A 13,409-nucleotide genomic window follows, 5' to 3' on the forward strand; every position below is an offset into this window, starting at 1 on the left:
ACACCGGGACGCCAGGTTGATCATTAAAGGAAGTTGCCGTTGGCCAGGTAGGGCGCTGGATCGGTCATGCCGCGCACCGCGAGGTAGCCCTCTTGGCCGATGTCGAGGCGGGCGGCGAGACCGACATCGACCGCCCAGTGGTTGGCGGTGGTGATGCAGTTGACGAGCGTGTCTCCGTGGGACGATGCGAGCGCCTCCCACAGCAACGTCTCCGCGGTCTCGGGGTGCGCGGCGGCCAGAAGCGCCGGCCGTCCCCGGGCATCGTCGATGTAGACGTATCCCGGACGGTCAGGTGCGCGGGAGACCACCAGCCGCAGCGTTGTCATCATGTACTCGTGGTCGGGGCCATGGCCCGCGCCGCGCAGGCTGTGGTCAAGCCGGTCCATCCATTCGACGTCGCTGCCCTGGCCGTCCCGGAGCCCGCTGACCGCAGGAAGGGTCGAACGGTCGACCCTGCCAACCATCCGCATCTGGGGTACAGGGTGAAGCCCGCGAGCCGGTAGCGACGGGTTGCCGCCGGATGCACCGTCGAGGAGAACAGACCGGGGCGGCCGTCGGCGTGTGACAGAACGGCGTCCATCAGGTGCTTGCCGATGCCCTTTCCCTGCCAGCCGGGCAGGACGCCGTAGGTCACCAGAAACCACAGTCGCTCCCGGTTCTGCGAGACGGCGAAGCCGACGATCTCGTCGGCGTGCTCCGCCACCCAGCAGCCGTTCGGATCTACGGATAGGAGGAAACCAATCAGGTCGGTCCATCGGCGCGAATCGGCGGCGGTGGGTGGTTCCGGCTCCGGTTCGTCCGCTCGCCGATCGGCGTCCAGGAAGGTCACGGCTGCGGCGCGTTCGGCGGCGTGGAGATCGTCATTCGTCATGGGCCTGATGCGCACAGAGTCCATGCGTCGCAGGATCTCCGACGACCTGCCAGGCATGCATGTGGTTTTCACGGCCGCTAGGTCAAGGGGCGGCTTGGGTCGGCGTCGGTCAGGTCGCGGCTTGCCTCCCACAAGCGTGCGGCGACTTCGGCGTCGGCCAGGTGGTCTTTGACGGTTTGGGCGTGTGGCCTGCCGCGCAGGCCGAAGACGCGGGGCGCCCACAGTTCGTCACCCGACACCTGCGGATCCAGGACAGCCCGTACCGCGGGCCACGCACCGGCCTCTTTGCCCTGGACCAATAGAGCGGCGGGCAGGCCGCGCAGTCTTTCCCCTGTGGTCCGCACGTGCACCGGCGGACGTGAGGGGGTGAGGGAGTCCAGCGCGCCGCCGGGGTGGGTCACCACGCTGAGCACCGAGCTGCCGGCGGCGCGGAGGCGGCGGTCGAGTTCGAAACCGAAGTACATCTGCGCCAGCTTCGACCGCCCGTAGGTGCGTTTCGGCCGGTAGTCCAACGTGGATTGCAGATCGTCCAGGTCCAGGCGTTCGGACTTGGCCGCGAAACTCCCCACCGTGACGACGCGTGCGGCGGGTGCGGCCTTCAGGCGCGGCGCCAGCCAGTGGGTCAGTGCGAAATGGCCGAGGTGGTTGGTGCCGAACATCAGCTCGTTGCCGTCTTTGGTCTCGCGCCTCGGTGGATGGTCCAGCGCCACCCCGGCGTTGTGGACGACCGCATCGAGGCGGTCCACGTCCAGAGCGTCCACTGCGGACTTGAGGGACGCCAGGTCGGCCAGGTCCAGGAGGAGGTGACGCACATCCGCGTCCGGGATGCGTGAACGGATGGAGAGCATCGCGGCTTGGGCCTTGGCGGGATCCCGGCTACCCAGGACCACGGTGGCTCCCGTTCCGGCCAGCTGCTCGGCGGTGAAGTACCCGATCCCTGCGTTGCCACCGGTGACCAGGAAGGTCTTGCCCGCTGCGCGTGGGAGCCTGTGGACATCCCAGGGTGTAGACATGGTGACTCCCTTGATCTGGACGCCCTGCCGGTCGCAGCGACACCTGCCCCAAGGTCACAGCCACCGCTGATACGCCACTGACGGCGTGCTGATATGGCCGCGAGGTGTGGTGGGGGTCACAGATGAGTTTGGGTGGGCGGGTCGGTCTATCCCTCTGACAGCGAGGTGCGGAGGGCGCGATGAGGAAGGTCTTCTCGTTCATATCGGTGAGCGTCGACGGGTATCACGAGGGCGCCAAGGGCGAACTCGACTGGCACAACGTTGATGAGGAGTTCAACGCGTTCGCGATCGAGCAGCTGGATGCGGCCGACACGCTCGTCTTCGGCCGGGCAACGTATGAGGTGATGGCCTCGTATTGGCCGACCAAGGAGGCGCGGGAGGGTGATCCGGAGGTCGCGGCGCGGATGAACGACTCCGCCAAGGTCGTCGTCTCCAGGACGCTGGGGGCGAGCGAGTGGGCACGCACCCGGGTCGTGCGGGACGTCTCGGCGATCGCTGAGCTGAAGCTGGAGGCGGGCCGGGAGATCGCCGTTCTCGGCAGCTCGGCGTTGACCGCCAGTTTGCTGCGTCATGGCATCCTGGACGAGCTGCGGCTCATGGTGATGCCCGTCGCGCTCGGTGAGGGACGGTCACTGTTCGGCGGTGCGGATCGGGTCGCGTTAGAGCTCCTGGACACACGCCGTTTCGCTTCCGGAAACACGCTGCTCACCTACCGGCCGAGGTGAGTGTCAGGTACGTCACACCGGCTTGCCCTCAAGTTTGGTCGAGGTTCCATCCTGAGGGGGTGGGACCAGCGCAGAATGTCCGAGGCTCCCGGAATACTGCTGATCTGAGCTCGGTTTAATCGCTCGCAAAGTGTCAGTCACTGCAGTATTTTCCAGTGACACCCCCAACATGATCTTTACCTCTGGCGCCCGTGTGCCCGAGCCTGACGATTGGAACTTTCACTTGACCGCCCCAGCGTCCCCAAAGGTGGCCGACACTCCACCGGAACCCTCCGGTTCCGGCGGTGGCCTTGATCGTGGCGTGCTCGCGGTGGCCATGGTCGTCGTGCTCGGCGCGATCATGTCCATCCTGGACGTGACCGTCGTCAACGTCGCGATCAACGACCTCGCCAAGGAGTTCAAGACTCCGCTCGCGACCATCCAGTGGGTGGCCACCGGGTACACCCTCGCGCTCGCCACCGTCATCCCGATCACCGGCTGGGCTTCGGCGCGGTTCGGCACCAAGCGCCTCTACATGATCTCGATCACGCTCTTCGTGCTGGGGTCGATGCTGGCCGGCGCGGCCTGGTCGGCCGAGTCGCTCATCGCGTTCCGCGTCCTGCAGGGCCTCGGCGGCGGCATGATCATGCCCGCCGGCATGACGATCCTCACCCAGGCCGCGGGCCCGTCCCGGGTCGGCCAGGTCATGAGCGTCGTCGGCATCCCGATGTTGCTCGGCCCGATCATGGGCCCGATCCTCGGCGGCTGGCTGGTCGACGACGTGTCCTGGCGCTGGATCTTCTTCATCAACCTGCCGATCGGCATCGTGGCGCTGGTCATGGCCGCGCGGATCCTCAAGCCCGACAGCCCGCAACGCGGCGAACGCCTGGACTTCCTCGGGCTGCTCCTGCTCTCCCCGGGTCTGGCCTCGCTGATCTACGGTCTGGCTAAGGGCGCCGAGCTGGGCGACTTCACCAAGACCGAGGCGCTCATCCCGACCGCCATCGGCGCTCTGCTGACGATCGCGTTCGTCTTCCGCGCGCTGAACGCCAAGAGCCCGCTCATCGATCTGCGCCTGCTCAAGCGCCGTTCGGTGGCCGCCGCGTCGGGCACGATGGTGCTCTTCATGGCGGCGTTCATGGGCGCCATGCTGCTGATGCCGCTCTACTACCAGACGGTCCGCGGCGAGGGCGCGCTCATGTCCGGCCTTCTCCTCGCTCCGCAGGGTCTCGGCGCGATGGTCACCATGCCGGTGGGCGGCAAGCTCACCGACAAGATCGGCCCGGGACGGGTCGTCCTGGTCGGCCTTGTGGTCGTCGTGTTGTCGGTGGCGGGCTTCGCCTCGCTGCTGCAGGCCGACACCTCCTACTGGAGCCTCGGCGCCGTCCTGTTCGTCATGGGACTCGGCATGGGCATGACGATGATGCCCACCATGGCCGCGGCCATCCAGACCCTCGTCCACGATGAGGTGCCGCGCGCCAGCACGATGCTCAACATCATCCAGCAGGTGTCCGCGTCCGTGGGCACCGCGATGATCGCGGTGCTGCTGGCCAACCAGCTGAGCGACAAGCTCGGCGGCAGTGGCGGCGGCGAGATCGGCTCGGGAGAGAAGCCCCCGCCGGAGGTTCTCGCCAAGATCGCGCCGCCGATGGCCGACGCCTACCAGCACACCTTCTGGTGGGCCGCGGCACTGCTGCTCCTGGCGTTCCTGCCGGCGCTGCTGCTGCCGCGCAAGAAGCCGGCCACCCCGGCGGTCGACGCGCCGATGCCGATGCACTAAAAGATCATTGAGCGGCCCCGCCAGGGGCGCTCAGCGGCCGAACGCCCCGGTCCAGGGAAACACTCCCCGGTCCGGGGCGTTCGCCGTGTACGGGCTTCTCAGCGCTCTCAGCGCCTTCAGCGCCGTTTACAGGCCGACGCGGGATGTTTGGCCCTCATCGGACGTTGGCGCCTGCCAGTACTCGTCCTTGAGGAGGCGCTTGTAGAGCTTGCCCGTGGGATGGCGTGGCAGCTCGGCGCGGAAGTCGACCGAACGCGGGCACTTGTAGTGGGCCAGATGGTCGCGGCAGTACGCGATCAGCTCGGCTTCGAGCTCGGGCCCCGCGTCGTCCATCGACAGGGGCTGGACGACGGCCTTGACGGCCTCGCCCATCTCGGCGTCGGGCACGCCGAACACCGCGACGTCGGCGACCTTGGGATGGACGGCCAGGACGTTCTCGGCCTCCTGCGGGTAGATGTTCACGCCCCCGCTGATGATCATGTACGAGCGCCGGTCGGTGAGGTAGAGGAAGCCGTCGTCGTCGACGTGGCCGACGTCGCCGAGGGTGGTCCAGCCATGGCCCCCCGGGTCGCGCGAGGACTCGGTCTTGGCCTTGTCGCCGTGGTACTCGAACGCGGGACCACCGCCGAAGTAGAGAGTGCCGGGCGTCCCCGCCGGAAGCTCGTTCCCCTCCTCGTCGCAGACGTGGATCTCACCGAGGAGCGGCTTGCCGACCGTGCCCTTGTGGGCGAGCCAGTCATCCGAGTTGGTGTAGACGAAGCAGATGCCCTCGGTGCCGGAGTAGTACTCGTGGAGCACCGGCCCCCACCACTCGATCATCTGCTCCTTGACCGGCACCGGGCACGGCGCGGCGGCGTGCACCGCGCACCGGAGGCTCGACAGGTCGTACTGGCCCCGTACCTCCCCGGGCAGCTTCAGCATCCGGATGAACATCGTCGGCACCCACTGGCTGTGCGTCACCCCGTACTCCTCGATCGCCGCCAGGGCTTGCTCGGGATCGAACTTCTCCATCACCACGACGGTGGCGCCGAAGCGCTGCATGGTGACGCACCAGCGCAGCGGCGCGGCGTGATAGAGCGGCGCCGGTGACAGGTAGACCGAGTCGCCGTCGGGCTGGAAGAGCAGCGACAACAGCTGGAAGAGCGGACCCGGCGTGCCCATCTCGACAAGAGACAGCGGCGGCTTGACGCCCTTGGGCCGGCCCGTCGTACCCGAGGAGTACAGCATGTCGGCGCCTTCGCGTTCTTCCGCGATCGGCGTGACGGGGTACGCGGAGACCTGCTCCTCGTAGGAAAGGAAGCCCGGAGCCACCCCATCCAGCATGAGACGTACCCGGATATCAGGCACCCCGGTGGCGACGCCTTCGAGTGCCTTGCTCGTGATGAACGCCTTGGCCTCGCAGTTGTCGACGATGTAGGCGATCTCGTCGGGCTGCAGGCGCGAGCTGATGGCCGTGTAGTAGAGCCCGGAACGCTGCGCCGCCCAGGCGATGGCCAGGAAGAGCGGGTGGTTCTCGAGCATGAACGCGATGTGGTCCCCCGGCCTCAGTCCCTCCGCGTAAAGCAGATGAGCGAGCCGGTTGGAGGCCTCGTTCAGTTCCCGGTAGGTGATGACGCGGCCGGAGCCCGCCATGATGACGGCGGGCTTTTCGGGCGTCTGCTCAGCGATCTGCCCCAGGTGCATGCGACCGCACGGTACCTGGCCGGGCCGCAGAATGGAACGCGATTCGGTTTACTGAGCGTTCAGACGAGCATGTGGTCGAAGTCGCCGTCCTTGGCGCCTCCGACGAAGGCCTCGACCTCCTCTCGGGTGTAGACGAGGACCGGACCCTGCGGGTACCGGGAATTGCGCACCGCGATCTCCCCGGTGGGGAGTTCGGCCATCTCGACGCAGTTGCCGCTCGGGTTGCTGCGGCGGCTCTTCTGCCAGACGAGTTCCCAAGCAACGAAGTCCGACAGCTCGTCGTCCATCTGTTTGCCCCCTTTGAAGGCGTCTGCGCCTCCCGTACGGGAGGCCGCGGATCTCGCCCCACCCGTTGCCATGGTACGAGATGCACGTGCATTCGTTCTTGCATTCGTTCATGCAGACGGTCTTGCATCTGCACGACATGGGGAGCAAGATAGCGAACGCCCGCCACCGACCGACCCGCACGCCCCTGGGGTTTGACAATGATCGTTGACCAGGCAGACGTCGAAACCTTCCCCGCCGACGGTGCGCGGCGCCCCTGGCGTCCGCCGGCGCTGGACCATGAGCTCTGGCCGGAGACCCATCCGTCCGCCGACCAGGCACCCGGCGCCGTACCTGCCGTGACCGTGGCCGTCGTCCCCGGACTGGCCGGCCGCTGGCCGACCCCGCCCGCCGGCGACCCGCGCACCGCTCGACGCGTCCTGCGCGCCGACGTCACCTCCTCGAAGACCGCACGCGACTTCACGCTCGCGACCCTCGCCGAGTGGGACCTCACCCACGCCGCGGAGGACATCGTCATCACGGTCTCCGAACTGGTGACAAATGCGTTGCGCCATGGTCTGCGTGACCTCCCCCAGCCGGCGCCGACCCACCCGATCCAGCTCGTCCTGCTCGGCCACCCACGCCGGCTTGTCGTCGCCGTGACCGACCCGGGCCCCGGCACCCCCGTGCCGGTGGAGCAGATCCCCGAACGCTTCGGCGAAGGCGGCCGCGGCCTCCTGGTGGTGGGCGCGATCAGCGGCGCCTGGGGCTGGGCCCCACTGACCACCGGGGGCAAGGCGGTCTGGGCCGCCTTCGACCTCCGCCCCGCCCAAGCCGCCTGACCAGCACGCGGACACCGTCACACACCGCCTGACGATCGTCAGGCGGAATTCATGACCTCATGTAGGCGTCATGACCTCATGTAGGCGTCAGGACCTCATGTAGGCCACTGGCCCTCCGCCGACGGCTCGCTGGTTGGCGCCGCGGCTCAGTGACTCAGGGATGGGCTCGTGGGATTGCTCTAGGGCGGTCAGGAAGTCCTGGGCCCAGCGGTCCACGTCGTGTTCGATGACGCGTTTGCGCATGGATCGCATGCGGCGGCCCTGCTCCAGAGGGTCGGCGTGCAGGGCGGTCAGGATGATGCTCTTCAGGCCGTCGATGTCGTACGGGTTGACCTGGAAGGCGCGCTTGAGCTCGGCGGCGGCGCCGGCGAACTCGCTGAGGACGAGGGCGCCGCGCAGATCGCTCCGGCAGGCGACGTACTCCTTGGCGACGAGGTTCATGCCGTCGCGGAGAGGGGTGACGACCATGACGTCGGCGGCGAGGTAGAGCGCGGCGAGCTCGGACCGGTCGTACGAGCTGTGCAGGTAGTGGATCACTGGGAAGCCCAGTTCGCCGTACTCGCCGTTGATGCGGCCGACCTGCTGCTCGATCTCTTCGCGGAGGAGCTGGTACTGCTCCACGCGTTCGCGGCTGGGCGTGGCGATCTGGACGAAGACGGCCTGGCCCGGCTTGAGGTGGCCGTCGCCGAAGAGCTCGCCGAACGCCTGGAGGCGCTGGGTGATGCCCTTGGTGTAGTCGAGGCGGTCCACGCCGAGGAGGATGGTCGCGTCACCCAGGTCGGTGCGGATCTCCTCGGCGCGTTCGCGGACGGCGGGCTGGGCGATGAGGTCGTTGAGCTCGTCGACGTCCACGGAGATCGGGAACGAGCGGGCGCGGACGATCCGGTCTTCAAAGAAGACGTCCTGCTTGACGTAGCGCGCGTCGAGCAGGCGGCGGCAGAGGCGGACGAAGTTGGACGCCGCGCCGGGGAGCTGGAAGCCGACGAGGTCAGCGCCGAGGAGTCCTTCGAGGATCTGGCGGCGCCACGGCATCTGCCAGAAAAGCTCCAGCGGCGGGAACGGGATGTGCAGGAAGAAACCTATGCGCAGATCTGGGCGCAGCTTGCGGAGCATGGCCGGGACCAGCTGGAGCTGGTAGTCCTGGATCCACACGATGGCCTCGGGCGCCGCCACTTTGGCTGCGGCGTCGGCGAAGCGCTGGTTGACGCGTACGTAGGCGTCCCACATCGCGCGGTCGTAGATCGGCGGCGCCACCACGTCGTGGTAGAGCGGCCACAGGGTCGCGTTGGAGAAACCCTCGTAGTAGAGACGTACGTCCTCTGCCGACTGGGTCACGGGGAAGAGGTGCATGCCGTCGGTCTCGAACGGCTCCAGCGCCTCGTCGACCCCGCCGGACCAGCCGATCCACGTGCCCTTCCTGCTCCGCATGACCGGCGCGATGGCGCTGACGAGGCCGCCAGGGCTGCGCCGCCACTCGTCGCCTTCACCAGCCCGGTCGACCGGCAGCCGATTGGCCACCACCACGAATTCACTACCGCCCGACACGCGACCTACTTCCCGAGAAGTCCATTACTGATCAACATGCCCAGAAAAGGTCATCGGGACCATCTTGTCATGGCTTCGGGCAAAGAGATCGTGACCGGACAGACCGCGGCCGGTGTACGCCTCTGCGTACACCGGCCGGGGGCGGGTCAGGCGACTGTCAGGCGGCTATCGATTCCCGGTCGCGGCTGCCGCGGCCGAAGAGCACGCCGTCCAGGCTGAGGCGGCCCGCACCGGTGAACGCCAGCGTCAGCGCAGCGGCACCGAGGACCATCACGAACTCGTAGCCGCCCTTGTCGGCGAAGAAGCCCTTGTCCATGTGCACGTACCAGAACGCGCCGGCCATGTTGACCGCGAGGAGCACCCCGGCGACCGGCACGAGCAGGCCGGCGATGAGCGCGATGCCGCCGAGCAGCTCCACCCAGGTCGCGAACGTGGCGGACACGGAGGGCAGCGGGATGCCGATGCCCTCGAACATCTTGGTGACGCCGGCATGACCGGTGTCGGTGAGCTTCTGCCAGCCGTGGGCGATGAACAGGACGCCGAGTGCCACGCGGCCGATCAGCAGGCCGATGTCGGGCAGGAACGGGAACTGGCGGGCGGGGAGCATGCCTTGCCTCCTGGACTGTTGAAGGTTCAAATCTTGACTCAAGCTATCAGGGATTAGTTCAAATTCAAACCACGCAGTAGACTCAGACCGTGAACGACGACGCCCTCAACCCCTCCGAACTCCGCGCCTGGCTCGGGTTCCTCACGGCGTCCCATCTGATGGAGCACGAGGTCGAACGCCAGCTCAAGGCCGACGGCGGCATGTCCCACGGGGAATTCGAGATCCTGGTCAAGCTGCTCATGGCCGACGGCCGGCGCCTGCGCATGTCCGACCTGGCACGGCAGGCGATGATCTCCAAGAGCCGGCTCACGTACCAGGTGACACAGCTCGAACGGGACGGTTTCGTCCGCCGCACCGACTGCGATTCGGACCGCCGCGCCGTCTGGGCCGAGCTGACCCACAAGGGTGAGGAGGCGCTGGCCATGGTCCGCCCGGGCCACCGTCAGGTCGTACGCGACAACCTCATCTCACAGTTCTCCCCTGAGGAAGTGGAGCTGTTCGGAGACCTCATGAACCGTGTCGCCGACCGGCTTCGTGACAGCCGCGACCAGCGGTGACGGGGCCGTGCGCGACTTCGGAGGGATGATCGACCGCACGCCGGGCGAGGTGCTGCGGCCCGTCTCCGCACGCGAGATCGCCGATGCCCTGCGCAGCGCGCGGACGGACGTGGTCGCGCGCGGCTGCGGGCATTCGACCGGCGGTCAGCCGCTTACGGACGGCGTCGTGCTCGATATGCGCGGGCTCGCCTCCGTTCATGAGGTACGCGACGATCGCGTCACCGTGGACGCCGGCGCGACCTGGCTCGAACTCCTGGACGCGACGCTGCCGCACGGCCGCACCCCGCCGGTGCTCACCGACCTCCTGGATCTGACCGTCGGCGGGACGCTCTCGGCGGGTGGCGTCGGCGGCGCCTCGCACATCCATGGCACACAGGCGGCCAACGTGCTCGCCCTCGACGTCGTCACCCCGGACGGCGAGATCGTGTCCTGCTCCCCGTCGCGTCGCGCCGAGCTCTTCGACGCCGTGCGCGCCGGGATGGGCCGCCACGGCGTCATCACGCGCGCCACGCTCCGCCTGATCCCAGCGCCCGAACGGGTGCTCTCCTGCAAGGTCGGCTGCTCGTCCGCCGCCGAGCTCATCCAGGCACAACGCCGCGTGCGTGCCGATCACATCTCAGGCCAAGTGAAGGCGAGCGGCTACGAGCTGAAGGCCGTGGTGTACGAGGGAACGAGCCCTCCCGCAGGCCTGGACGCGGCCGACGTCGAGGAGCTCCCCTACCGGGACTTCGCCGACCGGATGCGCCCGGACGTCGAGGAGCTCAAGGCCATCGGCGAGTGGGACCGCCCGCACCCGTGGGCGACGATGATCCTGCCCGCCGCGCACGCCGCCGCGTTCATCGAGACGACCATGCGCGCGACGACACCCGAAGACCTGGGGTTGAGCGGCGTCGTCCTGATCAAGCGCTTCTCCCCCGGATGGGTGCCGATGCTGCGCGCTCCGTCCGACTCCGTGCTCTTCGGGCTGCTGCGCACAGCGTCGCCCGGCTGCCGGTCCGCCGAAGACATGGCGGCGTCCAACCGGGAGTTGCATGAGCGCGCCCGCGCACTCGGCGGCGTCCCATACCCGCCCGTTCCAGCTCCAGCCGTTCCAGCTCCAGCCGTTCCGGCTCCGCGCCCGCACACTCCGCGCCCGTCCACTCCGCGCCCGTCCACTCCGCGCCCGCCCGCTACGAGGCAGGCTCCCGGTGGCCCCGCTCCGGCCACTTGAAGAGCGCGCTGAGCTTGCCCAGGGCCTCGCGGTCACCGGCCACCGCGACCTCGCCGTTCTTGATCGCCTCGGCGAGGTCGCGACCTGCGGTGAAGACCTCCAGGAACGTCCCGTCATCGGTCTCGATGACGACGTCGGGCCGCTGGGCCGGGCCGTGCGCGGTCACGATCGTGCCGTCGTCGATGTCGGCGTAGAACACCTCGTCGCCGACGCGGAACTCGTACACCACCCGCAGGCCCGCCGCCGCCTCCGCCACGAAGCACGTCCTCAGCCCGAGGACGGCCCACCCCGCTTGGAACGCCTCGCCCTCGCGGCGCTCCCCCATCGCCCACTTCATGCCCCATGTCGCCAGCGCCAGCACCGCGGGCGCCAGCTCCTCACCCGCCTCGGTGAGGGCGTAGGCGGGGGTACGGGCGGGCGGCGGCAAGGTGATCTTCCTGGCCAGGCCCTCGCGTTCGAGGTGCTTCAGCCGTGCCGACAGGAGGCCGGTGCCGAGCCCACGGAGGCTGCTCTGGAGATCACCGAACCGCCTGGGGCCCGTCAGCAGCTCGCGAATCAGGAGAAGCGTCCAGCGTTCGCCGACGAGGTCGAGTGTCCGCGCGGTGGCGCAGTACTGGTTGTACGTCCGCTGTTCCACTTCTTCATTCTAATCTTCGGGCTTCTAATTCTTGAAGGCCACCGAGCGTCACCAGACCTCATCCCGCGGCCGCCAGCAGAACGTCGGCGATGGACTGAGGGGCGGTCAGCATCAAGTCGTGAGGGCCGTCCAGACCGATGGGACGGTAGCCGAGGGACACCGCCATCCACTCGAACGGCAACATCTGCGGGCGGCAGAAGATCCCGGTGCCCGGGATCGTGTCCACGGCTCCGCTGAGCCGCGTGGCCTCCGTGAACGTCCGCAGGAACTGAGGACGCAGCCGTTCCGCAAGCCACCGGGCATCCTTGGGATCGGTGATCCCAAACCGTTCCGGAGCCGGGGCGGGGATCGCTCCGTCGGCCCCGGCCCACGCCCGGATCACGTCCACGAATCCCTCCGGCGCAAGGTCGAAAAGGCTCGTCCCGTCAGGTCCGGCCCACCCCTCGATCAGGACGATGTGCTTCACCCGGCCGGGCCTCAGATCGGCGGCCTCCCGGACCACCAGACCGGCGTAGCTGTGTCCGACCAGCACCACGTCATCGGCCCTGTCGAGCTCGGCGACGACCTCCTCGACGTGCGTGTGCAAACCGGCATCTACGGCATGCGTGAGGTCCGGCGTGAGCGTCTTCGCGCCCTCCCGTTCGAGCAGCGGAACGACGCGATCCCAGGCCCACGAGCCGTACCAGGCGCCATGGACGAGAACGAAGGTGGTCATGAACAGTCTCCTGTGCGTGCGAGAGGCGTGCGTGCGAGGGGCGTGCGTACGAGGGGCAGGACGCGGTCCGCGAACTCTTCGAGCGCGGCAGTGTGGTCGTCGACGGCGAGGCGGATCACGACGTGCCGCGCGCCGGCCTCCGCATAACGCGCGAGCCAGGCCGCGGCACCATCGGGCGTTCCGGCGAACATCGCCTGGATCGACTCGATGTACTCCAGCGGAGCGTTGTAGTAGCGCTCGATGCTCGCCCGCAACCTCCGCCGTGCCCGTTCGGGATCGTCGTCGAGGCACAGCGTCGCGTACAACCCGGGTGTGACCGAATGCTCCGCCTCGCCCCGCACGGCGGCCCATTCGTGCTCGTAGGTCTGCGGCTCCGGCGGGTACGGAAGCCAGCCGTCCGCCAGCCGCGACACCCGCCGCAACGCCGCCTCGCCGGACCCCGCGAGCCAGATCGGGGGCCCACCGGCCTGCGCGGGACTGGGCGCCAGCGTCACGTCCTCGAACGCGAAGTGCTTCCCCTCGTACGACACGGCCTTCTCGCGCCACAACAGCCGCATCGCCACGATCGCCTCCTCCAGCCGGCCGATCCGCGATCTGAACCCGATGCCCAGCGCCGCGAACTGCCCCTCGGTCGCCGGATTGGGGAAGCCGCCGCCCATCCCGGCGACCAATCGCCCTTCCGAGATCCGGTCCAGCGTCGCGAGCTGCTGGGCGAGCAGGATCGGGTGGCGCAGCGCCCCCAGGAGCACGGCGGTGCCGAGCGTCACCCGTTCGGTGCCGGCCGCGACGGCGCTCAGCACCGTCAGCGCGTCGGCGCGCGGGCGGGTCACCGGGCTGTCGCCCGCCCAGACCGAGTCGAGGCCCAGCTGCTCCGCGCGTTGCGCCTGCCGGATCAGCGGCGTCACCTCATGGTCGCCGAGCACGGCCCGGTCGCGTGTCGGCAGGAGGTAGCCGATCCGCAGTCCTGTCATGTCCCCTCCA

15 protein-coding genes are annotated in these 13,409 nt (G+C 68.5%); 5 read left to right on the forward strand and 10 right to left on the reverse strand.

Translation table 11 applies throughout. The annotated features are described in order from the left end of the window. Positions 1-23: 23 nt before the first annotated feature. The 3 genes from ACH34W_RS10360 to ACH34W_RS10370 all read right to left on the reverse strand — a co-directional run bounded on the left by ACH34W_RS10360 (position 24) and on the right by ACH34W_RS10370 (position 1,884). Entirely contained in the window at positions 24-329 is a 306-nt protein-coding gene (locus tag ACH34W_RS10360; RefSeq protein ID WP_395960549.1) for a hypothetical protein, read from the reverse strand. Continuing rightward, a complete protein-coding gene (locus ACH34W_RS10365; RefSeq protein WP_395960550.1) occupies positions 326-871 on the reverse strand; it encodes a GNAT family N-acetyltransferase in 546 nt (181 codons plus the stop codon). Before ACH34W_RS10365 ends, ACH34W_RS10360 begins: the two co-directional genes overlap by 4 nt. 77 nt (positions 872-948) lie before the next feature. Next, the gene (locus tag ACH34W_RS10370; RefSeq protein WP_395960551.1) at positions 949-1,884 is read right to left on the reverse strand and encodes an SDR family NAD(P)-dependent oxidoreductase; all 936 of its coding nucleotides are present in this window, start codon (positions 1,882-1,884) and stop codon (positions 949-951) included. Positions 1,885-2,063: 179 nt separating this feature from the next. Between ACH34W_RS10370 and ACH34W_RS10375 the strand changes: the two genes are divergently transcribed. Together ACH34W_RS10375 and ACH34W_RS10380 are read left to right on the forward strand one after the other, a co-directional pair. Continuing rightward, positions 2,064-2,609 carry a dihydrofolate reductase family protein gene (locus ACH34W_RS10375; protein WP_395960552.1) on the forward strand — a complete coding sequence of 182 codons (546 nt, stop codon included), beginning with the start codon at positions 2,064-2,066 and terminating at the stop codon, positions 2,607-2,609. Between the two features lie 247 nt (positions 2,610-2,856). Continuing rightward, positions 2,857-4,368, forward strand: a complete 1,512-nt coding sequence (locus ACH34W_RS10380) for a DHA2 family efflux MFS transporter permease subunit (RefSeq protein WP_395960553.1) — start codon at positions 2,857-2,859, stop codon at positions 4,366-4,368. A gap of 126 nt (positions 4,369-4,494) precedes the next feature. On the opposite strand, the gene ACH34W_RS10385 is transcribed toward ACH34W_RS10380, so the two are convergent. Both ACH34W_RS10385 and ACH34W_RS10390 read right to left on the reverse strand, forming a co-directional pair. Then, positions 4,495-6,051, reverse strand: a complete 1,557-nt coding sequence (locus ACH34W_RS10385; protein ID WP_395960554.1) for an acyl-CoA synthetase — start codon at positions 6,049-6,051, stop codon at positions 4,495-4,497. Between the two features lie 59 nt (positions 6,052-6,110). Next, positions 6,111-6,338: a DUF397 domain-containing protein gene (locus tag ACH34W_RS10390; RefSeq protein ID WP_151570597.1), complete on the reverse strand. Its 228-nt coding sequence runs from the start codon at positions 6,336-6,338 to the stop codon at positions 6,111-6,113. A gap of 198 nt (positions 6,339-6,536) precedes the next feature. Between ACH34W_RS10390 and ACH34W_RS10395 the strand changes: the two genes are divergently transcribed. Beyond that, the gene (locus ACH34W_RS10395) at positions 6,537-7,157 is read left to right on the forward strand and encodes an ATP-binding protein (protein ID WP_395960555.1); all 621 of its coding nucleotides are present in this window, start codon (positions 6,537-6,539) and stop codon (positions 7,155-7,157) included. Between the two features lie 87 nt (positions 7,158-7,244). Here ACH34W_RS10395 and ACH34W_RS10400 read toward each other — a convergent pair whose 3' ends face one another. Together ACH34W_RS10400 and ACH34W_RS10405 are read right to left on the reverse strand one after the other, a co-directional pair. Further along, positions 7,245-8,702 (reverse strand): trehalose-6-phosphate synthase, encoded by a 1,458-nt coding sequence (locus tag ACH34W_RS10400; protein ID WP_395960556.1) that lies wholly within the window; start codon positions 8,700-8,702, stop codon positions 7,245-7,247. Positions 8,703-8,859: 157 nt separating this feature from the next. Further along, positions 8,860-9,309, reverse strand: a complete 450-nt coding sequence (locus ACH34W_RS10405; protein WP_395960557.1) for a DoxX family protein — start codon at positions 9,307-9,309, stop codon at positions 8,860-8,862. Positions 9,310-9,398: 89 nt separating this feature from the next. Between ACH34W_RS10405 and ACH34W_RS10410 the strand changes: the two genes are divergently transcribed. Beyond that, positions 9,399-9,866: a MarR family winged helix-turn-helix transcriptional regulator gene (locus ACH34W_RS10410; RefSeq protein WP_395960558.1), complete on the forward strand. Its 468-nt coding sequence runs from the start codon at positions 9,399-9,401 to the stop codon at positions 9,864-9,866. A 7-nt stretch (positions 9,867-9,873) separates the two neighbouring features. Continuing rightward, positions 9,874-11,076, forward strand: a complete 1,203-nt coding sequence (locus ACH34W_RS10415) for an FAD-binding protein (RefSeq protein ID WP_395960559.1) — start codon at positions 9,874-9,876, stop codon at positions 11,074-11,076. On the opposite strand, the gene ACH34W_RS10420 is transcribed toward ACH34W_RS10415, so the two are convergent. Genes ACH34W_RS10420 through ACH34W_RS10430 form a run of 3 tightly spaced genes read right to left on the reverse strand, consistent with a single transcriptional unit; the run spans position 11,036 to position 13,399 of the window. After that, positions 11,036-11,713: a winged helix-turn-helix transcriptional regulator gene (locus ACH34W_RS10420; RefSeq protein WP_395960560.1), complete on the reverse strand. Its 678-nt coding sequence runs from the start codon at positions 11,711-11,713 to the stop codon at positions 11,036-11,038. The genes ACH34W_RS10415 and ACH34W_RS10420 overlap by 41 nt on opposite strands. 58 nt (positions 11,714-11,771) lie before the next feature. Next, a complete protein-coding gene (locus ACH34W_RS10425) occupies positions 11,772-12,428 on the reverse strand; it encodes an alpha/beta fold hydrolase (protein WP_395960561.1) in 657 nt (218 codons plus the stop codon). Beyond that, the gene (locus ACH34W_RS10430) at positions 12,425-13,399 is read right to left on the reverse strand and encodes an LLM class flavin-dependent oxidoreductase (RefSeq protein WP_395960562.1); all 975 of its coding nucleotides are present in this window, start codon (positions 13,397-13,399) and stop codon (positions 12,425-12,427) included. The genes ACH34W_RS10425 and ACH34W_RS10430 overlap by 4 nt, the downstream gene beginning before the upstream one ends. Between the last annotated feature and the right edge of the window lie 10 nt (positions 13,400-13,409).

Source organism: Actinomadura sp. 6N118, assembly GCF_044326415.1.
Lineage (GTDB): Bacteria > Actinomycetota > Actinomycetes > Streptosporangiales > Streptosporangiaceae > Spirillospora.

What these genes read in the sequence shown, in the direction of transcription:
- ACH34W_RS10395 (WP_395960555.1), top strand. Translation starts at nt 6,537, where the DNA reads ATGATCGTTGACCAGGCAGACGTCGAAACCTTCCCCGCCGACGGTGCG.
- ACH34W_RS10385 (WP_395960554.1), bottom strand. Translation starts at nt 6,051, where the DNA reads ATGCACCTGGGGCAGATCGCTGAGCAGACGCCCGAAAAGCCCGCCGTC.
- ACH34W_RS10405 (WP_395960557.1), bottom strand. Translation starts at nt 9,309, where the DNA reads ATGCTCCCCGCCCGCCAGTTCCCGTTCCTGCCCGACATCGGCCTGCTG.
- ACH34W_RS10365 (WP_395960550.1), bottom strand. Translation starts at nt 871, where the DNA reads ATGACGAATGACGATCTCCACGCCGCCGAACGCGCCGCAGCCGTGACC.
- ACH34W_RS10425 (WP_395960561.1), bottom strand. Translation starts at nt 12,428, where the DNA reads ATGACCACCTTCGTTCTCGTCCATGGCGCCTGGTACGGCTCGTGGGCC.
- ACH34W_RS10390 (WP_151570597.1), bottom strand. Translation starts at nt 6,338, where the DNA reads ATGGACGACGAGCTGTCGGACTTCGTTGCTTGGGAACTCGTCTGGCAG.
- ACH34W_RS10375 (WP_395960552.1), top strand. Translation starts at nt 2,064, where the DNA reads ATGAGGAAGGTCTTCTCGTTCATATCGGTGAGCGTCGACGGGTATCAC.
- ACH34W_RS10370 (WP_395960551.1), bottom strand. Translation starts at nt 1,884, where the DNA reads ATGTCTACACCCTGGGATGTCCACAGGCTCCCACGCGCAGCGGGCAAG.
- ACH34W_RS10430 (WP_395960562.1), bottom strand. Translation starts at nt 13,399, where the DNA reads ATGACAGGACTGCGGATCGGCTACCTCCTGCCGACACGCGACCGGGCC.
- ACH34W_RS10360 (WP_395960549.1), bottom strand. Translation starts at nt 329, where the DNA reads ATGATGACAACGCTGCGGCTGGTGGTCTCCCGCGCACCTGACCGTCCG.